The 22,113-nt window shown below is 66.3% G+C and carries 18 protein-coding genes, 1 tRNA gene and 1 other RNA gene; 10 read left to right on the top strand and 10 right to left on the bottom strand.

Features of this window, described 5'->3' with window-relative positions:
* Window positions 1–229 precede the first annotated feature (229 nt).
* Window positions 230–1,741: a helix-turn-helix transcriptional regulator gene (locus LDO22_RS16970; protein ID WP_159635840.1), complete on the bottom strand. Its 1,512-nt coding sequence runs from the start codon at window positions 1,739–1,741 to the stop codon at window positions 230–232.
* Between the two features lie 149 nt (window positions 1,742–1,890).
* On the opposite strand from LDO22_RS16970, the gene aceA reads away from it, so the two are divergent.
* Together aceA and aceB are read left to right on the top strand one after the other, a co-directional pair.
* Window positions 1,891–3,207 carry an isocitrate lyase gene (gene aceA, locus LDO22_RS16965; protein ID WP_141158209.1) on the top strand — a complete coding sequence of 439 codons (1,317 nt, stop codon included), beginning with the start codon at window positions 1,891–1,893 and terminating at the stop codon, window positions 3,205–3,207.
* Between the two features lie 255 nt (window positions 3,208–3,462).
* On the top strand, window positions 3,463–5,115 hold the full coding sequence (gene aceB / locus LDO22_RS16960) for a malate synthase A (RefSeq protein ID WP_159633437.1): 1,653 nt from the start codon (window positions 3,463–3,465) through the stop codon (window positions 5,113–5,115).
* A 225-nt stretch (window positions 5,116–5,340) separates the two neighbouring features.
* Here aceB and LDO22_RS16955 read toward each other — a convergent pair whose 3' ends face one another.
* The gene (locus tag LDO22_RS16955) at window positions 5,341–6,534 is read right to left on the bottom strand and encodes an MFS transporter (protein ID WP_224024767.1); all 1,194 of its coding nucleotides are present in this window, start codon (window positions 6,532–6,534) and stop codon (window positions 5,341–5,343) included.
* 142 nt (window positions 6,535–6,676) lie between these two features.
* On the opposite strand from LDO22_RS16955, the gene LDO22_RS16950 reads away from it, so the two are divergent.
* Together LDO22_RS16950 and LDO22_RS16945 are read left to right on the top strand one after the other, a co-directional pair.
* A complete protein-coding gene (locus LDO22_RS16950; RefSeq protein WP_224024765.1) occupies window positions 6,677–7,636 on the top strand; it encodes a D-2-hydroxyacid dehydrogenase family protein in 960 nt (319 codons plus the stop codon).
* A 22-nt stretch (window positions 7,637–7,658) separates the two neighbouring features.
* Window positions 7,659–8,192: a GNAT family N-acetyltransferase gene (locus LDO22_RS16945; RefSeq protein WP_159633446.1), complete on the top strand. Its 534-nt coding sequence runs from the start codon at window positions 7,659–7,661 to the stop codon at window positions 8,190–8,192.
* Window positions 8,193–8,197: 5 nt separating this feature from the next.
* Here LDO22_RS16945 and LDO22_RS16940 read toward each other — a convergent pair whose 3' ends face one another.
* Window positions 8,198–10,378, bottom strand: a complete 2,181-nt coding sequence (locus tag LDO22_RS16940; protein ID WP_224024763.1) for a glycogen debranching N-terminal domain-containing protein — start codon at window positions 10,376–10,378, stop codon at window positions 8,198–8,200.
* Window positions 10,379–10,438: 60 nt separating this feature from the next.
* Window positions 10,439–11,500: a glycosyltransferase family 4 protein gene (locus LDO22_RS16935; protein ID WP_159633452.1), complete on the bottom strand. Its 1,062-nt coding sequence runs from the start codon at window positions 11,498–11,500 to the stop codon at window positions 10,439–10,441.
* A 214-nt stretch (window positions 11,501–11,714) separates the two neighbouring features.
* On the opposite strand from LDO22_RS16935, the gene LDO22_RS16930 reads away from it, so the two are divergent.
* The gene (locus tag LDO22_RS16930) at window positions 11,715–12,413 is read left to right on the top strand and encodes a DsbA family oxidoreductase (RefSeq protein WP_224024761.1); all 699 of its coding nucleotides are present in this window, start codon (window positions 11,715–11,717) and stop codon (window positions 12,411–12,413) included.
* Window positions 12,414–12,448: 35 nt separating this feature from the next.
* Window positions 12,449–13,099, top strand: coding sequence for a TetR/AcrR family transcriptional regulator (locus LDO22_RS16925; protein WP_159633458.1), 651 nt, complete (start codon window positions 12,449–12,451; stop codon window positions 13,097–13,099).
* 9 nt (window positions 13,100–13,108) lie between these two features.
* Here the strand turns inward: LDO22_RS16925 and LDO22_RS16920 are convergent, their stop codons facing one another.
* Both LDO22_RS16920 and LDO22_RS16915 read right to left on the bottom strand, forming a co-directional pair.
* Window positions 13,109–13,783, bottom strand: a complete 675-nt coding sequence (locus tag LDO22_RS16920) for a LytR C-terminal domain-containing protein (RefSeq protein WP_224024759.1) — start codon at window positions 13,781–13,783, stop codon at window positions 13,109–13,111.
* On the bottom strand, window positions 13,776–14,075 hold the full coding sequence (locus tag LDO22_RS16915; RefSeq protein WP_026264985.1) for a hypothetical protein: 300 nt from the start codon (window positions 14,073–14,075) through the stop codon (window positions 13,776–13,778). The genes LDO22_RS16920 and LDO22_RS16915 overlap by 8 nt, the downstream gene beginning before the upstream one ends.
* Window positions 14,076–14,223: 148 nt before the next feature.
* Here LDO22_RS16915 and LDO22_RS16910 point away from each other — a divergent pair, with 148 nt between their 5' ends.
* Window positions 14,224–15,153, top strand: a complete 930-nt coding sequence (locus LDO22_RS16910; RefSeq protein WP_224024757.1) for a hypothetical protein — start codon at window positions 14,224–14,226, stop codon at window positions 15,151–15,153.
* A 76-nt stretch (window positions 15,154–15,229) separates the two neighbouring features.
* Window positions 15,230–16,867, top strand: coding sequence for a stealth family protein (locus LDO22_RS16905; RefSeq protein WP_224024755.1), 1,638 nt, complete (start codon window positions 15,230–15,232; stop codon window positions 16,865–16,867).
* An 85-nt stretch (window positions 16,868–16,952) separates the two neighbouring features.
* On the opposite strand, the gene LDO22_RS16900 is transcribed toward LDO22_RS16905, so the two are convergent.
* From LDO22_RS16900 to LDO22_RS16890, 3 genes are all read right to left on the bottom strand, one after another.
* Window positions 16,953–17,882 carry a phosphodiesterase gene (locus LDO22_RS16900; protein ID WP_159633470.1) on the bottom strand — a complete coding sequence of 310 codons (930 nt, stop codon included), beginning with the start codon at window positions 17,880–17,882 and terminating at the stop codon, window positions 16,953–16,955.
* Window positions 17,883–18,041: 159 nt separating this feature from the next.
* The gene (locus LDO22_RS16895) at window positions 18,042–18,554 is read right to left on the bottom strand and encodes a glutathione peroxidase (protein WP_224024752.1); all 513 of its coding nucleotides are present in this window, start codon (window positions 18,552–18,554) and stop codon (window positions 18,042–18,044) included.
* Between the two features lie 51 nt (window positions 18,555–18,605).
* Window positions 18,606–20,318, bottom strand: a complete 1,713-nt coding sequence (locus tag LDO22_RS16890) for a M23 family metallopeptidase (protein ID WP_224024750.1) — start codon at window positions 20,316–20,318, stop codon at window positions 18,606–18,608.
* Window positions 20,319–20,503: 185 nt separating this feature from the next.
* On the opposite strand from LDO22_RS16890, the gene LDO22_RS16885 reads away from it, so the two are divergent.
* Entirely contained in the window at window positions 20,504–21,439 is a 936-nt protein-coding gene (locus LDO22_RS16885; RefSeq protein ID WP_224024748.1) for an oxygenase MpaB family protein, read from the top strand.
* Window positions 21,440–21,517: 78 nt separating this feature from the next.
* Here LDO22_RS16885 and LDO22_RS16880 read toward each other — a convergent pair.
* A tRNA-Ser gene (locus LDO22_RS16880) sits at window positions 21,518–21,602 on the bottom strand.
* A 405-nt stretch (window positions 21,603–22,007) separates the two neighbouring features.
* Here LDO22_RS16880 and ffs point away from each other — a divergent pair.
* Window positions 22,008–22,104: signal recognition particle sRNA small type (ffs, locus tag LDO22_RS16875), an RNA gene on the top strand.
* The last annotated feature ends 9 nt before the right edge of the window (window positions 22,105–22,113 follow it).

The raw sequence follows: 22,113 nt of genomic DNA, 5'->3' as shown, positions 1-22,113 counted from the left end.
CCCCATCACTTTCGGCACTTAATCCAGCAACGCGCCATCACTTTTGGCGGCGTACACCCAAACGCCCCATCACCTTTTGCCGCTTGAACCCCAAACGCCCCATCACCTTTGGCGGCTTATTCCCAAACGCCCGATCACTTTCGTCAGGAAAGTGATGGGGCGTCGGGAGGAAACCGGCGGGAGGTGATGGGGCGTCGGGAGGAAACCGGCAGGATGTGATGGGGCGTTCCTATGAGCCGGAGTGGGCCTGCAGGAAGCTGTACACCTCGGTCTCATCCACGCCGGGGAAAGCTCCGGGCGGCATCGCGGCCAGCAGGTGCGAGTGCGCACGCGCGGACGGCCAGGCGTTCCCGGCCCACTGGTTGGTCAGTTCGGCAGGCGGCCGCTTGCAGCAGTTGGGATCCGGGCAGTTGGACCTGGCCCGTGCGCTGGTTTCCCGCCCGCGGAACCACTTCACGTGCTGGTACGGCACGCCAATGCTGAGCGAGAATTCGCCGCTGGCGGACCGCTCGGTGCGGGCGGTGCACCAGTACGTGCCCGACGGCGTATCGGTGTACTGGCTGTAGGCACTGAACTTGTCCGGCACATCGAACACGGCACGGGAGGTCCAGGCCTTGCACGACGGCTGGCCCTCAATGGCTCCGGTGTGGTCCTGCGGGAAGTTCACGCCGTCATTCTCGTACGCCTTGTAGATGATGCCGCTCTGGTGGGTCTTCTGGAAATGTGTGGTGATGCCCAGATGCTTCGTGGCCAGGTTGGTGAACCGGTGGGCTGCCGTCTCGTAGGACACTGCGAAGGCGTCCCGGATGTCCTCGACCGCGATTTCCTTGGCTGCTTTAGCTTTTTGCAGAAATTCGACGGTTGCCTGCTCGGGCAGGAGCAGGGCGGCGGCGAAATAGTTGGTGGCTACCCGCTGGGCCAGGAAGTCACCGTAGTTCTTGGGCGTTTCATGGCCCAGGACGTAGTGGCCCAGGGCCTGCAGCAGCACCGAGCGGGGGTCGTGGTCCTGCCGTTGGCTCTGCGTCAGGTAAATTTTGCGGTTCTTCAAATCCGTCACGGAACGGGTGGAATGCGGCAGATCCCCCACGTGGTGCAGGGTGAATCCGAGGTGCTCGGCGATGTCCGCGATGACGTGCTGGCTCAGCGGGCCGGTGGTGTAACCCACCTCCTTGAGGACCTTCTGCGCCTCGGCCTCGTACTCCGGGAAATAGTTGCCGCGCTCCCGCATCATGGCCCGCAGTTCGCCGTTGGCGCGCCGGGCTTCTTCCGGGGTGGCCACCTGCTCGTTCATCTTCCGTTCCAGCTCGTGCAGCAGCCCCACCTGGGCTTCCAGCACATCCAGTGGAAGCCGCGAGCTGATGCGGATTTTGGGCAGGTTCAGCGATTCGTACAGCGGCCCGCGCTGGTAGCGTTCCAGCTCGATTTCGAGGGCGGCGCGGCGGCTGGGCGGCTCGGCCCCGAGCAGCTGGTCGATGCTGACGTTCAGGGCGCCGGCGAGGTGCTGCAGCAGCGTCAGTTTGGGCTCGCGTTTGCCGTTTTCAATCAGGCTGAGCTGGCTGGGGGCGGTGCCGACGGCGGCGCTCAGGTCATCGAGCGTGAGCCCGGCTTGTTTGCGGAGATGGCGGACGCGGCGGCCCAGCGCGATGACGTCCAGTTCCGCTGCGGCGGCTGACGGCGGCTGGGAAACGTCCCTGTTCCAGCTTGAAGGTGACATTTCTGAAGAATACGTGAAGAAGTGCATTTCTTTCCAGACTTTTTGTCTAGAAAGGGGGTTGAAAGTGCTGAAAAGTAGTTGTCACGGAAAGAAACACCGCACCGGATAAGCCGGTGGGAACCTCAACGACGCGGTTCCCACCTACTCCATCCGGAGCTCAATCAAGGAGATCAACGATGACTGCAGCATTTGAGCCCACCCAGCAGACGCCCGAAGAGCAGGCCGCCGCCCTGGAGCTCGAGTGGGCCGCCAACCCCCGCTGGGAAGGTGTGACCCGTGACTACTCAGCCTCCGACGTCGTCCGCCTCCGCGGCCGCGTCACCGAAGAGCAGACCCTGGCCCGCCGCGGCTCCGAAAAGCTGTGGAAGCAGCTCACCGAGGAGCACAAGACCGGCGGCTACACCAACGCCTTGGGCGCCCTCACCGGCAACCAGGCCGTCCAGCAGGTCAAGGCGGGCCTGCGCGCCATCTACCTCTCCGGCTGGCAGGTAGCTGCCGACGCCAACAACTCCGGCCACACCTACCCGGACCAGTCCCTCTACCCGGCCAACTCCGTCCCCACCGTGGTCCGCCGCATCAACAACGCCCTGCTCCGGGCAGACCAGATCGAATTTTCCGAAGGCATCCAGACCGTTGAGGACTGGCTGGTCCCGATCGTCGCCGACGCCGAGGCCGGCTTCGGCGGCCCGCTGAACGCCTACGAACTCATGAAATCCATGATCCAGGCCGGTGCAGCAGGTGTTCACTGGGAGGACCAGCTCGCCTCGGAAAAGAAGTGCGGCCACCTCGGCGGCAAGGTGCTGATCCCCACCCAGCAGCACGTCCGCACGCTGAACGCCGCCCGCCTGGCAGCCGACGTCGCCGGCACCCCCACAGTCGTCATCGCCCGCACCGACGCCGAGGCCGCCACCCTGATCACCTCCGACGTCGACGAGCGCGACCAGGAATTCATCACCGGCGAGCGCACCGCCGAGGGCTTCTACAAGGTCCGCAACGGCATCGAACCCTGCATCGCCCGAGCCAAGGCCTACGCCCCCTACTCCGACCTCATCTGGATGGAAACCGGCACCCCGGACCTGGAGCTTGCCCGCAAGTTCGCCGAGTCCGTCAAGGCCGAGTTCCCGGACCAGATGCTCTCCTACAACTGCTCGCCGTCGTTCAACTGGCGCAAGCACCTGGACGACGCCACCATCGCCAAGTTCCAGCGTGAACTCGGCGCCATGGGCTTCACCTTCCAGTTCATCACCCTGGCCGGCTTCCACGCCCTGAACTACTCGATGTTCGACCTCGCCCACGGTTACGCCCGTGAAGGCATGAGCGCCTACGTCGAACTGCAGGAAAAGGAATTCGCCTCCGAGTCCCGCGGCTACACCGCAACCAAGCACCAGCGCGAAGTCGGCACCGGCTACTTCGACACCATCTCCACGGCGCTCAACCCGAACGCGTCGACCCTCGCATTGGTCGGATCGACCGAAGAGGGACAGTTCCACTAATCCCCCGGCGCCCAAGGTGAGCCGTTCGCTTCGCTCACCGAAGAGGCACGACGGCGGCACTCGCCCAAGCGTGACCGTCGCGGGCCGGGAGGGGGAATCCGGAAGCGTGCGTAAAGGGGCCCTGTCCCCGGCGTCGACCGAGCTTTGCGAGGTCTTACGCCGGGGATGGGGATAGCACGCGGAGGATTTCCCTTCCCGGCCCCACCCAGGCAAGTCCCGCCGTCGAACTTCCCTTTCGTCTTTAAGGAGACTGAAATGAACAGCTTCACCGACAGCTTCACGATCAATGGCATCACCCTGACCGCACAGCCTATTTGCCGGCAGGACGAAGTACTAACCCCGGACGCACTGACGTTCATCGCGAAGCTGCACCGGGCAACTGCCGAGCGGCGGCAGGAGCTGCTCCAGGCCCGGCGCACACGGCGGGCTGACATCGCCGCCGGGGCGGACCCGCGTTTCCTGCGGGAAACCGAGCACATCCGCAATGATGCGTCCTGGCGGGTCGCTCCCCCGGCACCCGGGCTGGAGGACCGCCGGGTCGAAATCACGGGCCCGGTGGACAAGAAGATGACCATCAACGCCCTGAATTCGGGTGCCAAGGTGTGGCTGGCTGACATGGAGGACTCCTCCACCCCCACGTGGCGGAACGTCATCAAGGGCCAGCTGAACCTCACCGACGCCCTGGAGCGCCGGATCGACTTCACGTCCGAAGAAGGCAAGGAATACAAACTCCGCCCGGCCGGCGAGCTGCCCACCATCGTGGTCCGGCCCCGCGGCTGGCACCTGCCGGAAAAGCACATGCTCATCGACGGCCAGCCCATCGCCGGCGGCATCGTGGACTTCGGACTGTTCTTCTTCCACAACGCCCGCCGCCTGCTCGCCCAAGGCAAGGGCCCGTACTTCTACCTGCCCAAGATCGAGAACCACCTCGAAGCCCGGCTGTGGAACGACATCTTCATCCTGGCCCAGGACCTGCTCGGCATCCCGCAGGGCACCATCCGCGCCACGGTGCTGATCGAGACCATCACCGCAGCGTTCGAAATGGAAGAGATCCTTTACGAACTGCGCGACCACGCCGCCGGCCTGAACGCCGGCCGCTGGGACTACATCTTCTCCCTGATCAAGAACTTCCGCACCCGCGGGCCCCGCTTCGTCCTCCCCGACCGTGGCCAGGTAACCATGACCCAGCCTTTCATGCGCGCCTACACCGAACAGCTGGTCCGCGCCTGCCACAAGCGCGGCGCCATGGCCATCGGCGGCATGGCAGCAGCCGTCCCCAACCGCAAGGACCCCGAAGCCAACGCCAACGCTTTGGAAAAGGTCCGCGCGGACAAGACCCGCGAGGCCAACGACGGCTTCGACGGCTCCTGGGTGGCCCACCCCGACCTGGTGCCCGTGTGCCGCGAAGTGTTCGACGGCGTCCTCGGCAGCAAGCCCAACCAGCTGGACCGGCTCCGCGAGGACGTCACCCCGGACGACCGCGCCCTGATCGACGTTGCCGCCACCACCGGCACCATCACCGAACAGGGCATCCGAAACAACATCGAGGTAGGCATCCGCTACATCGAATCCTGGCTCCGCGGCAACGGCGCAGTGGCCATCCACAACCTCATGGAGGACGCCGCCACAGCCGAGATCTCCCGGTCCCAGCTCTGGCAGTGGATCTACGCCCGGGCCATCACGGACCACGGCGAGATCATCAGCCACGAGTGGGTGGAGGAACTGCTGGACGAGGAATTCGCCCGGCTGGAACGCTTCGACGGCGACCGGTTCGAGGACGCCCGCGACATCTTCGAGGAAGTCACGCTCAGCCGCGAGTTCCCGTCCTTCCTCACCCTGCCGGCCTACGCCCGCTACCTGACTGAGGCCCGTGAAAAGGCCACCGTCGAGGAGCTCACCGCGGCCTGACCCGCCAGTACTTCCGTCTGCCGGGCCGGCACGCCCTTCGCAACAGGCCCCCCGAAATCCGGGGCGCCGGTCCGGCAACGGAGCACCTCCCACAACGCCCGATCACTTTCCCCAGGAAAGTGATCGGGCGTTGTCGTATTCGTTGCTATAAGTGATCGGGCGTCGTTGTGTTTACTGCGCTAAGTGAGCGGGCGTCCAGGGGAACGTACGACGGCGGGCCGCGCCTCAGCGGCCCTTCGGCACCTGCCGCACGGACAGGGTGGTGCTGACGAAGAAGGTCAGCACCGACACCAGGATGACCAGCAGGGCCGGCGTCCATGATGCGGAGCTGTCGTGGACGAAGCCCACCAGCGGCGGGGCGACGGCGGCGAGGCAGTAGCCCAGGCCTTGGACCGTGGCGGACATCCGCCCCGCGGAGGCCTGGTCGCGGGCCAGCTTGATGACGGCGATGAAGATCAGGGTGATGCCGCCGCCCTGGGCAATCCCGCCGGAGGTGGACCACAGCCACCACAGCTGCGGCAGGAAGAGCAGCCCCACCGGAACGGCAAGCCACAACGTACCCAGGGTGACCGCCACCGCCGTCGTGCTCAGGTATTTGGCCGCGAAAGGCACGCCGAGTCCGCCCACGATGGCCAGGATCTGGAAGATCGAGGACGCGGCGCCGGCCTGGGCTGCGTTCATTCCCAGTTCGTCGTGCAGGTAGCTCGGCAGCCACGCCGTGACGCCGTAATAGGAGAATGCCTGGCCGCCGAAGCCGGCCGTGAGTCCGGCGGTAATCCAGCCGGAACGGCTTGCCGGGGCACGGGGTGTGTCCCCGCCGTCTTCGGCCTCGGCCAGGAAAGCCGTCCGGGGCCCCACTGCCAGCACCCACACCACCACCGCGGCGACGGCCAGGACGGCGACAGCGGCCAGGGCCAGCCGCCACCCCGTCACTGCGGCGAGCGGGGCCATGATGACCGAGGTCAGGAAGGACCCGATGTTCAGGGCTGCGGTGTAGATCCCCATCGCAGTCCCCTGCCGTCGGGGAGCGAAATCGCGGCGGATGATCAGTGGCACCGCGATGTTGCCTATGGTGATGGCCACCCCGATGACCACCGTGCCGGCCACCACCAGGACCGGTCCTCCCGCAGACCGGAGCAGCACGCCGGCCAGGACCCCCAGGATGGTCAGCGTCACGGCGAACTCGGCACCAAACCTCCGCGCAGCCAGGGACGCCAGCGGAGCCGCGAGCGAGAAGCAGAGCACGGGGATGCTGGTCAGCAGCCCCAGCATGACCGGCGAAAAGTGCAGTTCCGCCTGCATGAGGTCCACCAGGGGCGCGACGGCAACAAAGGGGCCACGGAGGTTCAGCGCCAGCAGGCCGATGCAGGCCAGCAGGACCCAGCTTTTCGGGACGCGGGACAGGACGCGGCTGCTCACAGGGTCAAAATCGGGAATGGGCGTGGATTCATCACTCCCATTGCTATCATGCTCCGCGTTGCTGGAGTTTCAGGCACCCTCCCGGACGGCCCTGCCATACGATGAACGTGACCCAGGACGTAGGACACTGCGAAGGACACCGATGACCCACCGCCTTGCCATCCTCGATGACTACCAGGACGTGGCCCACGGCTTCGCTGACTTCACGGCTTTGGAGGCCGAAGGGGTCACGGTGACGTCCTACCGTGAACCTTTCACATCCCGCGACGCGCTGGTTTCGGCCTTGGCGGACACCACCATTGTGATCGCCATGCGGGAACGGACGGCGTTCCCCCGTGAGGTGTTCGAGAAACTGCCGTCGCTTGAGCTGCTGGTCACCACCGGAATGGCAAACGCCGCCATCGATGTGGCGGCGGCGTCCGAGCACGGGGTGACGGTGTGCGGTACGCCCGGCTCACCCACGGCCGCGCCCGAACTGACCTGGGCCCTCCTGCTGGCCATCGCCCGGCACCTTCCCGCCGAGGAAAGCTCGCTCCGGGCCGGTACCTGGCAGTCAACGGTGGGCTTTGAGCTGGCCGGCAAGACGCTGGGCATCGTGGGGCTGGGCAAGATCGGCCGGCGGGTGGCCGCCTACGGGCAGGCTTTCGGGATGGACGTCGTGGCGTGGAGCCAGAACCTAACCGCGGAGGCAGCCAAGGAGGCCGGCGCGCGGCTGGTGTCCAAGGAGGAGCTCTTCACGCTCGCCGACATCGCCACCCTCCATCTGAGGCTCTCCCCGCGGTCCGAGAACACTGTGGGCGAGGCCGAGCTGCGGCTGCTGGGGCCCGAGGGCATCCTGGTCAACACCGCCCGGGGGCCGCTCGTTGACCAGGAGGCCCTGGTCAGGGCATTGAACGAAGGGTGGATCCGCGGCGCCGCCCTGGACGTCTTCGACCAGGAGCCCCTGCAGGCCGGCCACCCGCTCCTGGCAGCGCCGAACACCCTGCTCTCCCCCCACCTGGGCTACGTCACGCAGGAAAGCTACCGGCAGTTCTACGGCGGTGCCCTGGAGAACATCACCGCCTGGCTTGCCGGCTCCCCCATCCGAACCCTCACGGCCTGACCTTCCCTACCGGAGCAACCGAATGACGCACACCATCCGCACCGCAACATCGGACGACGCCGGCCCCCTCGCCGGGCTGGCGGCCGTCACCTTCCCGCTGGCCTGCCCGCCGTCGTCGTCACCTGCCGACATTGCCGCCCACCTGGCCAACACGCTCAGCGAGGAGCACTTCAAGGGCTACCTCGCCGACCCGGACATCACCATCCTGGTCATCGACGCCGACGGGCAGCTCTGCGGCTACAGCCTCCTGGTGGACAGGCCCGCAGCGGACCCGGACGTGGATTCCGTGCTGACGCTGCTGCCGTCCGTGGAAATCAGCAAATGCTATGTCCACCCGGACTATCACGGGCTGGGCGCGGCAGCAGAACTCATGCACGCGAGCCTCCAGGCGGCCGCAGCATCCGGCAGCGCCGGGGCCTGGCTGGGTGTGAACAGCCAGAACGCCCGGGCCATCCGTTTCTACGAAAAGTCCGGTTTCCACAAGGTGGGCACCAAATCATTCCGGCTGGGCAGCACCGTGGAGCACGACTTCGTCCTGGAGCGCGCCCTACCCTGAACTGTTCAGCTGCTGGACTGCTGTAGGCCCGGGACGCGCGAGTTGGCCGGGGCTCCGTTCGGCGGATAGGCCAGCGGTGGGCGGGGCTCCGTCAGGAGCTTCAGCCCCGGCGGGAGTCCGTCGATGCCGCCCTGGGTTCCCGTGGCGGTGATGGTGACCCGGCTGGTATCCAACAAAACGTTCTCTGCGCGGAATGTCCCCACGACTTCAGGCAGGATCGGGGCCAGGTGCACCACCCCCCGGGTGAAGACGGGATCGAACCGGAGCAGGATCCGGGCGAGCTGCACGGGCGCCGCCGCCGCCCACGCCTGCGGGGAGCATGCAGTGGGATACGGAACAGGGCCCGGGAACTCGCCGCGGTCGAACCCGCAGAACAGTTCCGGCAGCCGGCCATCAAAGTGCCGGGCTGCGTCGAGGATGCCCAGTGCCACCCGCCTGGCCTCGTCCACGAACCCGTAGCGCATCAGCCCCGTGGCCACCAGCGCGGTATCGTGGGGCCAGACCGAGCCGTTGTGGTAGCTGACGGGGTTGTAGGCGCCCATGTCGGAGGCCAGCGTACGGATGCCCCAGCCGGTGAACATCTGCGGGGACATCAGGTTTTCCATGACGGACACGGCTTTGTCCTCGTCCACGATGCCCGTCCACAGGCAGTGGCCGATGTTGGACGTCAGCGCATCGACATGCCGTTTGTCCTTGTCCAGCGCCACCGCAAAGTACCCCTTGTCCGGCAGCCAGAACTTCCTGTTGAACTCCTCCTTGAAGGCTGCCGCCTTGTCGGCCCAGTGCTTTTCGAGGTCAGGATTGCCCGTCCAGTGGGCCAGCAGCGACCTGCCCAGGTAGGCCGCATATACGTAGGCCTGGACCTCGCAGAGTGCGATGGGGGCTTCCGCGATGGTCCCGTCCGCGAAGTTGATGCCATCCCAGGAGTCCTTCCAGCCCTGGTTCACCAGTCCATGCTCGTTGGGCCGGAGGTACTCCACGAAGCCGTCGCCGTCGCGGTCGCCGTATTTTTCGATCCATTCCAGGGCCCGGTCGGCGTGGGACAGCAGCGGCTGGATCGCATCCCGGGACAGTCCCCAGCGGCTCAGCTCGCCCAAGGTTGCCACGAAAAGCGGAGTGGCATCCGCCGTGCCGTAATACGCGGTGCCGCCAAGCGACAGGCCAGCGGTCACGCCCAGCCGGACCTCGTGCGGGATGCGTCCGGGTTCCTCTTCGGAATCCACATCCACTTTCTTCCCCTGGATCCCGGCCAGGGTCTGGAGCGTGCCCAAGGCGAGATTGGGGTTGACCATCATGCTCATGTAGGACGTCAGCAGCGAGTCCCGCCCAAACAGCGCCATGAACCAGGGCGCCCCGGCCGCGACCGCCGCGCGGTTGGGATGGTGGGCATCGAAGATTCGCAAGGCACCGAGGTCGCTCTGGCTGCGGTTGAGCACGTTCTGGAAGCTGCTGTCCTCGATGCTGATCCGCGGCACGTTCTCTTCCCAGGCCAGGTGGCGCCGCACGCCCTCACGGTGGTGCGGCAGCTGGCCCTCCATGAAGGGCTTTTCCGGGGCCTCCCCGTTGACCAGGGGCACCACAATCACGCTGGTGCTCCACTTGCCGCGGGCCGGGACGGTGACGCGGAACCGGAGCCCATCCGTGCCTACCTCCGCATCCTTGGCCCCGATGGCGGAGCCCCGCTGCTGGCCGTGCCGTGACGCTTCGATGATGAGCTTTCCATCCACCACTGTGCGGGTGGTGTCATCGGGGCCTGTAGTCCGGCCACCCTTCACTTCAAAGAGGTCGGCCTGGTCCGCGTCCACAAGCAGCTCTATGGCGCATTCAACGGGTTCCGCTGCGTAATTCTCCAGGATGATGTCGTCCTGCAGGCCCGGTCCGATGTGCCGGACCTGCCGGACCACCAGCGGACTGTCGAACCGGCCTCCCGGCCATGTTGCGCGGCCAACGAAGGTTGCTTCGAAAGGCTGGGCCTTCTGGGCGGACAGCGGTTCGCGCCGCGAACCGTTGATCCGCAGAACCCAGCCCGAGACGATCCGGGTGTCCTGGTAGAACGCACCATTCGTGCTGCCGTCGGCGCTGATGTCGCCGGTTCCGGCCGAGATGCAAAACGAAGAGCCTTCCAGTACGGTGACGGCACCAACATCGGAGCCGGAGGCCTCATTGTCTTCGTTCCAGGCGGTCATGGAAGGACTCCCTTCTCAGGCTGGATGCTGCCGGGGAGCCCAACGCCCGCCGGTCCCCCCTTAACGATTCTGGTGCACCGGCGGGGCAACCGGAACCCCTCCCGGCAATCTCCCGGCCAGCAGGTCATCAAAGAGCCTGAGGTGCTGCGCCACCATCCGCTGGGCGCTGAACCGCTCCTCTACTGATGCCCGGCAGCGTTCCCTGCTGAGCCCGGCGGCCGCCTCAACGAAGCCCCGCAGTTCCTCGGTCTTCCCGAGGAAACCCGTCCGGCCATGTTCCACGATCTCAGGGGCGGAGCCGATGCGCGTGCCGATGACGGGGGTGCCGGTGGCCAGTGCCTCGATCATGACCAGGCCGAAAGGTTCGGACCACTGGATGGGGTTCAGGAATGCCAGCGCCTCACCCATCAGCCGGTACTTGGTGGCGTCATCCACCTCCCCCACAAAATCCTCGTTGGGGCCAAGTATCGGCTCGATGACCTCGCGGAAATAGCGGATCTCCTCGGGCTCCCGCATTTTCACGGCGATCTTCAGGTGCACGCCCGCCTGCCGCGCAATAGTGATTGCCTCCAGCAGGCCCTTGTCCTCGCACGCCCGGCCCACGAAGCACAAGTAACCACCGCGTCCGCTTCCGACAGGGACAGCGGAAACATCCATCCCGTGATGGATCACCTGCGTGACGGGGACTTCCGGGGCATGGGACGCCTGGTCGCGCGATATCGCCACGATGGCGACGTCCTGGCCCATGGCCCGGTACAGGTCCTCTGCGTCCTGGTGGAGCGGCCCGTGGATGGTGGTCACCACCGGCACCTTTGGAGGCCTATGCGCGTAGAGGGGGCCTGCCAGGGTGTGGTCATGGATGATATCCACGTCCTGGAGGCCCTTGTAGGCGCGGATGACATGGCTGAGCTCAGACATCGTGAGGCCCAGTTCATCGCGGGATGCCGGCCGCATCCCGGGTACCTGCGGCACGGGGCAGGTACTTTCCGAAGGGGCTGCCAGCAGCACTTCATGTCCGGCCGCGGCGAACCCGCGCGCCAGGGTGTCCACGACTCTTTCAATGCCGCCGTAGGTGACCGGTGGAATCGGAATCCACGGTCCTGCAATAAGTCCGATACGCATATCCGGCCTCCAGAAAACGAGGCCCGAGCTCCCCAGCCGCCAGGCACATAAATCCGCAGGACATGCTTGTCCCGCGGTGTTCGACATTTCCATGGCGTCTGCTTCACCTACCTCAGAACTATTGCCCAGGATCGCCCCGGCCACAAGGGCTGAATGTGCCCCATCTCACGGCACGCGCCGGAATGGCCGCCAGGGCGGCCCGGTTATGCAGGGCATGAAGATTGAGATCTGGTCGGATGTTGCATGCCCGTGGTGTTTCATTGGCAAGCGCCGGTTCGAGGCTGCCCTGGCAGCGTTTCCCCACCGTGAAGCCGTCGACGTGGTGTGGCGCAGCTACCAGCTGGACCCAACACTGCCGGAGCACTACGACGGCACCGAACTGGAGTACCTGAGCAGCCGCAAGGGCATGCCGGCGCCGCAGGTCTCGCAGATGTTCGAGCACGTGGCGCAGCAGGGCAAGGGTGAAGGCCTGGACTACCGGTTCGACAAGGTTGTGGTGGCCAACAGTTTCACCGCCCACCGCCTGATCCACCTCGCGGCGGCCCACGCCAGGCAGGATGCGGCCAAGGAGCGCCTGCTCAGCGACCACTTTGAGCACGGCAAGGACATTGGCAGCCGGGAATACCTCACGTCCTTGGGCGCGGACCTGGGCCTGCCGGCCAGCGAGGTGGAGGAACTCTTCACCACCGACAAGTACTCGGACGAGGTCCGGTTCGACTTCCAGGAGGCCCAGGGCCTCGGGATCAGCGGCGTCCCGTTCTTCGTGATCGACCGGAAGTTCGGATTGTCCGGCGCCCAGCCCACGGAGACGTTCACCGCTGCCCTTAACCAGGCGTGGCAGGACGCCAACCCGCTGGTCCTGGTCAATTCCTCCGAAGCTGAGGCCTGCGGCCCGGACGGCTGCGCGGTTTAGCATCTTTTACTGACACATCGCGGTAAAGTGTCTGCATGCCCAGGATTTCAGCGGCCAGCAACGCCGAACAACGCGCGGACACCCAGCGCCGCATCCTCACCGCTTTCGGCGAGCTCCTTTTCACCCATGGCCTCCCGGGGCTGACCATGACGGATGTGGCCCGGCACGCAGGTGTGGGCCGCACCGCCGTGTACAACTACTACGCGGACATCGAAGAACTGCTGATCTCCTACGCTCTGGACGAGACCGAGAAGTTCCTCTCCGACCTGCGCGAATCGCTGAACCGTTTGGAGAACCCGGTGGAGCGGCTGGCGCTGTACGTCCGTGCCCAGGTGGTTGACCTCAGCCGCCGCCACCTCCCGCCGGGGCCTGCCATGGGGGCGGTGCTGTCGCCGTCGTCCTTTGCCAAGCTCTCCGACCATGTGGGCGAGCTCAGCGTCCTGCTGCAGGGCATCCTGCGTGACGGCATGGAGCAGGGCTACCTGCCGGTGGCGGACGTGGGCCAGCAGTCCCAGCTCATCCTGGGCACCTTGTCCTCAAGTGCCGCGAGGGGCAGCGACGAGCCGGCCGAACTGGAGGCGCGCGTGGCGCGGACCGTGCGCTTCATCCAGTTGGGCGCCGGTGCAAGGTTCGACGACGGCGGCCGGCCCGTGCGCGTCGGACAGCTCCCGGCTGTGGCCGGCTGAGTCCGGCGGTCAGGGCGTAGGAGCGGCGGCGGGCATGACGGGCAGCTTGTCCGTGTCCGCCGTGCGCCGGTTCTCCCGCGGGCAGCTGAGCTTTCCCGGTGTCTGGTCCACCAGTTCCGGCGGGACCAGCGCTTTGTAATCCTGCGCCAGGATGACGTCCACGCTGGCGTCTGTCCTGCCGTCCTGGAAGTAATCCGATCCGGGCACATGGCGCTGCACCGTGAACGCCTCCGCCTGGCCTGCGGCGCCTGACACCACCGCAGCCACGCCCCGGTAGCCGGCGTTGATATTCGACACGTTCCCCACCACAAACTTGCGTGCCAGCAGTTCGTCCGCAACGGAGCGGGCAAGGCCGGGCCGGCTGGTGGAGTTGTAGACGTTGAGGTTGATCTTATCGGTGGGCGTGTAGTCGAACGTTGGGGCCGGACAGGATGACACCGGGGTCCGGGCGGGCTCGGCCGACGGCAGCTTCAGCCGGCCGTTGATGATGGCCAGGGCAACGATGATGCCTGCGGCGATCACTCCGATGAGCAGGACCAGCACCACGCCGTGCAGCACGCGGCGGCGGACCCGGACGGTTTCGTCGGCGTCCCTTGCCGCTTCCATGGCGGCGCGCAGCTCAGGTCCGGAAACAACGTGGTGGCCATGCAGGATGCCGGGATCCTTTGGCCGCTTGCTAGCCATCGAGCACCAGGACCCGGGCGTGGATCGCGGTGCGCTGGTGCAGGGCGGTCCGCACTGCGCGGTGGAGTCCGTCCTCCAGGTAGAGGGTCCCTTGGTACTGCACCACGTGCGGGAACAGGTCACCGAAAAATGTGGAGTCTTCCGCCAGCAGCGCTTCCAGGTCCAGGGTGCGCTTGGTGGTCACCAGTTCGTCGAGCCGCACCGGCCGCGGCGGCAGCGATGCCCACTGCTTGGGAGTGCTGTAACCATGGTCGGGGTAAGGGCGGCCCTCGCCCACAGCTTTGAATATCACCATGCCACAGTAGGCACCGCGGTGCCCCAGCGAAAGTAGCAGGGCTGGCCCGCGCCAGGTTGTAGCCAAACAGTGACCATACCGCCACACGGCCTGCTCCGCGGGCGCCCGCACGGGACGGCGGCGGTCCTGCTGACAGAATGGACGTATGACAGTATCCGAGTCCCCTGCCGTGTCCGCACCCGGAATCCGCCTGCCGTCCGCACCGCCGCTGGCGCTCCTGCTGGACGTGGACGGGCCGGTGGCCAGCCCGGTGACACGGGACGTCAAGCCCGCCATCATCCTGGACCTGGTGGCCCTCGCAGCAGCCGGGATTCCTGTCATCTTCAACACCGGCCGTTCCGACGCCTTTATCCGCGAGCAGGTCATGGAACCGATGATCGCGGCCGGCATTCCGGCGGGAACCGTCATCCATGCCATCTGTGAAAAGGGCGCGGTCTGGTTCAGCTATACGTCCGCCGGCCCCGGCCCCATCCACGTGGACCGGGAACTCGCCGTCCCGGCAGCGTACGGGGATGACATCCGCCGGCTGGTGGCGGAGGACTATGCCGCCCACATGTTCTTTGACGAAACCAAGCGCGCCATGGTCTCGGTGGAGCAGCACATCGACGTGCCCAGCGCTGACTACCTGGCGGAGCAGAAGCTGTTCGACGCCGAGGCGATGGAACTCATGGCACGCCACGGGCTGGGCGTTGTCCGGCTTGACCACCACGTGCCGAATTCCGACGACGAGGTGGACTACCGCGTGGATCCCACCATTATTTCCACGGACATTGAGTCCGTGCGGCTGGGGAAGGACCTGGGCGCCAGCCGTGCGGTGGAGCTCCTCGCGGCGCAGGGCATCACCCCGCAGGCGTGGCGGACCGTGGGCGATTCCCGCACCGATTACGCCATGGCGGACTGGCTGCACCACAACGACCATCCCGTGAAGCACGTGGACGTGCGGCCGGCGGACGGTGTGCCCAGCAAGCCCTACCCCGTGCTGACGGCAGCGGACCTGGGGCTGGAGTCCACGGTGATCCACGACGACGCCGGCGGCGCCTTCCTGCGGGCCTGGCGGGAGGCGCTGGACGCCTGAGTCCCTGCCGGGCGGGGGATGCCCCGCCCGGCCGCAAAAGCGCCGCGAAACCTTCCGTTACCAAGGCAGGACTATCATGCAGGTAAGAATGCCCACTTCCACCAGCACGGAGACAACCATTACAGAAGCACCGGTCCAGGACGAGGTCTACTACGGCGCCCAGGCGTCAGTGGAAGAACAATTTCACGCCGAAATCACGTCGGCAGCAGCAGAACGGCGGCTGGGCCACCGGGCCGACGTCGTCCGGCACAAGGGCCGCTATGCCCTGATTAACGACACCAGGACCCCCTACCAGGCCATGGTGGAAGACCTGCTGTTCCTGCGGAACGTCCTGGCGAACGCCGGCCTGTCGTACCTCCTGGTCCGCGGCAACAATGACCGCCCCGTGCTGGCCCTGGACTGGAAGGATCGGAAGAAACTCCGGACTGCCCTGGTGGAGGCATGCCGGGACGAGCCCTTCTACTCCATGACCGTGGACGCGAAGAAGAAGACGTCCGTCCTGGTGGCGGACGGCGAGCTGTCCCCCAACCGGCAGGGACGCATCTTCCGGCTGTACCGGCCGCGGGTGGAGCCGGTGGGCGGTTTCGAGTTCGGCGCCTCTGCCGGCGTCCAGATTGAGCTGTGGTCCTTCGAGGGAGAACAGCTCATCCTTCCGATCGAGAACTCCCTGACCCGCAGGACGCTGCTGCGCCAGGATGCGGTCCGGGGCACCGTGGAGCGTTACGGACACACGTGGCCCACCATCGAGAACATGTTTGCGGACCACGCCAGCGACATCAGCTTCGACATCGACATCGTGTTCTCCTGGGTGGACGGCAGCTCCCCCGAATACATCGCGGCCCGCCGCGCCCAGCAAAAGGGACATGTCCTGGGCGAAGGCGACGACCATGAGGCCCGGTTCCGGCAGATCAACGAACTCAAGTACGCACTGCGGTCCGTGTACATGTTTGCGCCCTGGATCCGCCGGATCTTCATCGCCACGGACTCCCCCGCTCCTTCCTGGCTGGCGGAGCACCCTTCCGTCACCATCGTCCGGAGCGAGGAGTTCTTCTCCGATCCCTCGGTGCTGCCCACGCACAATTCACAGGCTGTGGAGTGCCAGCTGCAGCACATCGAGGGGCTGTCCGAGCACTTCCTCTACTCCAACGACGACATGTTCTTTGGCCGGCCGGTGGGCCCGGACATGTTCTTCACGCCCGGCGGCATCACCAAGTTCATCGAGGCGGAAACCAGGATTGGCCTGGGCGAGAACGATGCCGAGCGCAGCGGGTTCGAAAACGCCGCCCGGGTGAACCGCAAGCTCCTGTGGAACCGGTTCGGCCGGATCACCACCCGCCACCTGGAGCACACTGCCGCGCCCCTGCGGCGGAGCGTGGTGGGCCAGATGGAGGAGGAGTTCCCGGAGGAGTTCCGCAAGACGGCGGCCAGCCGGTTCCGTGCAGCGGACAACATCTCCGTGACCAATTCCTTCTACCACTACTACGCCCTGCTGACCGGCCGCGCCGTGACGCAGACTGCGGCGAAGGTGCGCTACGTGGACACCACCATGCGCTCGGGCCTGAAGTACCTGCCCAAGCTGCTGGCCAAGCGGAACATGGATTTCTTCTGCCTGAACGACGGCAGCTTCCCTGAGGTCAGCGCGGACGAGCGCGCCGAAGTGGTGACGGACTTCCTGGAAAGGTACTTCCCCATCAAGGCACCCTGGGAGAAGTAGGCTGGCCGCCCATTGACCCTTCACTTCCAAAGCACTGGGGCAGGCTCCGTCAGGGAGCCTGCCCCAGTGCTCTGTGGAGCCGGTATTACCGGCTGGTAGGCACCCCGAGTTTGGTGCTGCCGCGCTGCTTGGTGGTTTCCGGGATCCTAATCCCGGCAGCCTCCAGCCGCCGGGCCGTCTCCTCGGGAGACACATACTCGCCAACGGTGGGGGCACTGCCCATCGGCACCACGGAGTGCACGATGGTGTGTTCATACACGTGCACCAGGTTGAACGCCTGGCCGCCGTCCTGCCCGCGGGTTCCGCCCACAGGTACATTAAGGTCCTGGGTGTAGCAGGAAGCCGACGCCACCGAGACGGGAACGCCGGCGAAGCTCGCGGTGGTGGAGTAGTGCAGGTGTCCGGCCAGGATGGTGCGGACATCCGAATTACGCACTACTGCGGCCAGGGACGCCTGATCGCGCAGTTCCACCAGCACCGAGAGGTCCAGCACTGACGGGACCGGCGGGTGGTGGAGGGCCAGGATGGTGCCGTCCGGGGCAGGGGTTTCCAGCTGGCGGGCCAGCCACTCCAGCTGCGATGGACTCAGTTCGCCGTGGTGGAATCCCGGGACGGTGGTGTCCAGGGTGATGACCCGCAGCCCGTTGATGAAGTAGCTGTGGTCAACCGGCGCGTCACTGCCGGGCTGGTCAAGAAGTCCCCTGCGGAAGTTGGCCCGGTCGTCATGGTTTCCCATGGCCCAGATGACCTGGGCGCCCATCTCCTTGCAGGCCGGCTCGACGATGGCCCGAAGCTTCACGTACGCCTCGGCATCGCCCTTGTCGGCAAGGTCGCCCGTGAAGATCACGGCCTCCGGCCTGGCCCCGGACGCTTTGACTTCATCGAAGAGCTGGATAAGCCTGGCTTCGCTGTCGACGGTTCCGTAGAGGGGTTCTGGACCTCCCAACAGGTGGGGATCGCTCAGGTGGAGTAGGAAGTGGCGTGGCCGGGGGTGTTCGGCCTCGATGTGCTCCATTGCTACCTCTATGGTCGGTGGGAAGCCGTTCTTCCCTTGTACCCTTCAGTAATATTTATCCAATCAGACATTTGGCAAACATGGGGTAAATCTCCGCCGCTGATGTGGAAAAAGTTACAAGAACTGCGCTTTTGCAGGGCAAATTCGGCGGGCCGCCCTTTATTCGAGCGCATGCTCGATGGCCTCGATGATCTCTGCAGAGTCGGGCTCGACCGTGGGGGCGAACCTCGCCACCACGTCCCCCTCCCGGTTGACCAGGAACTTCTCGAAATTCCACTTCACCAGCCCCGGCAATAGCCCGGTCTTGAACTTGGTGAGCTCCGAATAGAGCAGGTGCTGGTTCCTGCCGCGGACCTCTGCCTTGGCCGTCAACGTGAACGTGACACCGAAATTCCGTTCGCAGAAGTCAGCAATGTCGCTGTCCGTCCCCGGCTCCTGCCCTGCGAACTGGTTGCACGGAACGCCCAGGACCTCGAACCCCCTGTCGCGGAACTTGCCGTAGAGGGCCTCCAGGCCTGCGTACTGCCGCGTGAAGCCGCAGTTGGAGGCCACATTGACCACCAACACCACTTTTCCCTTGAACTGGCCGAAATATGTCCTGGTGCCATCGTTCAGGATCAGCGGGATCGGATAGAGGGGTCGGTGGCTGCGTGTCAGAGGAGAGATGTTCATGGAAGGGATTCGGTGCCGGCGGGGCGCCGTACGGGTCCGGGTGGAAATTCCCTAGGCCGGGGGTGCAGTCGGTACTGGTTCTGTCGAGGTAGGGGTGGGGGTTGGCGTCGGCGTGGGGGCAGGCTCCGCGGGCGGCAGGGTCGGCGCAGGTGCCGGGGCGGTGGTGGTTGGTGCCGGGGCCGGCTCCGCGGGCGGCAGGGTCGGCGCAGGTGCCGGGGCGGTGGTGGTTGGTGCCGGGGCCGGCTCAACCGGTGCTGGGGCCGGGGCGGGAGCGGGCGCGGTCTCCACCGGAGCAGGAGCCGGAGCCGGTTCTGGGGCGGGAGCGGGGGCAGGTTCCACCGGTGTTGGCGCCGGAGCCGGGTCGGGGGCGGGCGCGGTCTCAACCGGCGTTGGCGCCGGAGCCGGTTCAGTGGGCGTGGGCTGGGCGGGAACCGGCGAAGTCGTCGGCGTTGGGCTTGCAGGGTCCGTGGGCGACGGCGACGGTGTGGGCGACGGCGTGGGACTTGGTGACGTCGGAGTTGGCGAAGTCGGGGTCGGCGAAGTGGGTGTCGGCGACGGCGTGGGACTTGGTGAAGTCAGGGTGGGTGAAGTGGGCGACGGCGATGGCTCCGTCGGTGACGGAGACGGCGTCGGGCTTGCCGGGACGGTCGAAGCATCGCTGGGTGCCGCCGCGGGCGAAGGCGGCGCGGCGCTTACCGACGGTTCAGCAGTCGGCGGTGCCGTCGTCGTCAACTGCACGTTGGGAGCGGGCAGCACGATGCCCGTTGCCTGGGATGGCGACGGTGCCGGGCCGGGTACGAAAAGCGGCGGGAAGGGTGAAACCTGGAGCCCCGCTGCGGGGAGCCCGTCACCCGGATCAACCTGGAGGGGGATGGTCCAGCTGATCCTGCCGCCGGACAACCCCATGCCGGGCGCGTACGAAACCATCTCACCCGGAAGGGCCTGGTCAAGCGCCCGGAGCTGGAGGAAGTTCCATCTCAGGGGGTTGGTGTAGCGGCCATTCAGGATTGCCTCGAAATGCAGGTGGCAGCCCGTGGACCATCCGGTGGTGCCAACGCGCGCGATGACCTGGCCCACCCGCACCTGGTCGCCGGTGTGCACACCAATGGATTCGAGGTGGTTGTAGGTGGTGATGAGCCCGTCGCCGTGGTCAATCTCAATCCGGTTGCCACCGCCCCAGGGGTGCCAGCCGGCTGCCCGCACAACACCGGAATCAGCGGCGTAGACCGGGGTTCCGCAGGGGGCGGCGTAATCCTGGCCCAGGTGGAAGTCTCCCGCTGCCCCGCTGATCGGGCTGACCCGGAACCCGAACGGCGAGCTTGGGTCCAGAAGTTGCAGTGGTGCCATGAGGAAGCCGGGCAATGGCCTGCCGGCACCGGCCGGGCCCAGCGTGAGGGCCGCCGTGGCGCCCTGGTCGGCGCCGCCGATGGACGTGTGCGGGAAGGCCAGGGCCACCTGCGGATTGGAGAAGATGGCCGGCGGAAGGGCAGTGGCGCCAAGCTGGTCCGTTGCCGTCGGGGCTGGTTCGCCGTGCCCTTCCCGGAGCTTCGCCGTTCCGGACGTTCCGTACGGTGCGGCACTGCCCGGAGTGGTCGCGGTTCCGGCTACCGACCGCGCCAACTGTGGCGGCTCAGCGGAGCCGGCGGAAAGGTTGACGGCGCAGACGGAGGCCGCCAGCACGCCGGCAGCAGCGACAGCCCGGGCAACGGGGGGAAAGGTACGCTGGTCCGGCTTGCGGTTGCCGGGCACGGAATTCTTGCCCAATTGACTGACTCCACGACGTGGCCTGCCGCACGGTGTCTCGACGGTATGTCCCATGGGACCACAGGACCGCAGGCGTGGAAACCCCATAGCCGGACAATGCGGGTTTTTTGTGGGTCGTTAGGGGGTGGAGCTGGGCTTCCCTGCCGGATCCAGCCGCGCGTGGCGCAAATGGGCGACAATGTCTCATGCGCAATGTCCTTCGTACCTGGCAGGACGAAATCAAAAAGACCTTCTCAGGCAGGGCCGACGCCCCGCCGGACTGGACGCTCAAGCTGGCCGAGGGCGACAACGCCGGCTACCACCTGCCCGGTTCGGCGGTGTGGGCGGTGCACGGCTCCATGACGCCCATCGTGGGTGGAATCCGCACACTGCTCATGCAGTCGCTCCATCCTGGTGCGCTCGCGGGCGTGCACGAGCACTCCAACTTCCGTGACGACCCCCTGCGCCGGCTGGCCAACACAATCCGCTGGATCTTTACGGTCACCTATGGATCCACGGACGCCGCGGAGGAAGCAACACGGCGGGTACGCCGCCTGCATGAGCCAGTCCAGGGCAACTACGAGGACAACGACGGCGAAGTGCGCACCTACAGTGCCAACGACCCTGGGCTGGCCAACTGGATCCACCTGGCCTTCACAGACGGTTTCCTCGCAGCCCACAGGATTTGGGGCGGCCCCATCCCCGGCGGCCCGGACGCCTACGTGCGGGAGTGGGCCCAGGCCGGGCGGCTGATGGGGGTGGAAGACCCGCCGCTGACGGAGGCGCAGATGCGCAGCCAACTGGAACGCTGGTACGCGCAGGGGGCGCTGCGGGCGGACGGCCGGGTCACAGAAACGGTGGAGTTCATCCGCAATGCGCCGCTGCATCCGCTGCTGAAGCCTGGCTACCGGATCCTGTTTGCCGCTGCGGTCTACAGCCTGGAACCCCGGTACCGCCAGATGCTGGGGCTCTCTCTTCCACGGCTGGGCCCGTTTCCCCTGCCCGTGCGGTTAACCACAAAGGTGGTGCTCGGCGTCGTCCACCTGGCCCTGGGCGGTCCCCGGAGGCGGATGGGTCCCAGCGAAACAGCAGCGAGGCAGCGCCTGAGGCGGCTTGGTGAACCGCTGGCAGATCTGGCCTGACCATGAATCGGAAGGCTGCAACGGAGGCAAAAAAGCAAAAACCCGGCCCCGGGGTACCGGGGCCGGGTTCTTGACCGGCGGAGAATGGGGGATTTGAACCCCCGAGGGCGTTAACCCAACACGCGTTCCAGGCGTGCGCCATAGGCCGCTAGGCGAATTCTCCAACTGCTTCTGAATCAAAAGCAGGTACTAGATTACCTGAAGTTTTCCGCATCGCCCAATTGGCCCATCCGGCGGCGGTTTTTTGCCGGCCGCAGCCCGCCTCAAAGGGGCGCGGCGACGGTTGCCTTAACCTGAAAATGGACGCCCCCAATGCGCCCATTCCCTGTTGCACCGTTGAGCTGCCGGGTCCAACCCCGTTAAGCCAGGCCACGCAGCTCACAACCTTGAGATTGCCCCAATCGGTGTACATAGCCATGATCCCGGCTGGGGCGGGGATAAGCAATGGACATCCGTACCCGGGCATCCACCGGCCAGCTGCCGCCGACCCGCCGGGCGGCGTGCCAGGGCCTCCGGCGGCGGCGCCGGGTCCGATTCGAGTCGGGCCGGATGTTCGGGTAAAGTATCTGACGGCCCCTCATGTGGCGTCATCCTGTTGAACTCCCCCAGGACCGGAAGGTAGCAAGGGTAGACGGGCTCTGGCGGGTGCATGGGGGGTCTTTACTATTCCCCCA

This window comes from Arthrobacter sp. NicSoilC5 (assembly GCF_019977395.1).
GTDB lineage: Bacteria > Actinomycetota > Actinomycetes > Actinomycetales > Micrococcaceae > Arthrobacter.
The sequence above is the reverse complement of the archived record's forward strand: the minus strand, read 5'-3'. Positions and strand labels throughout refer to the sequence as shown.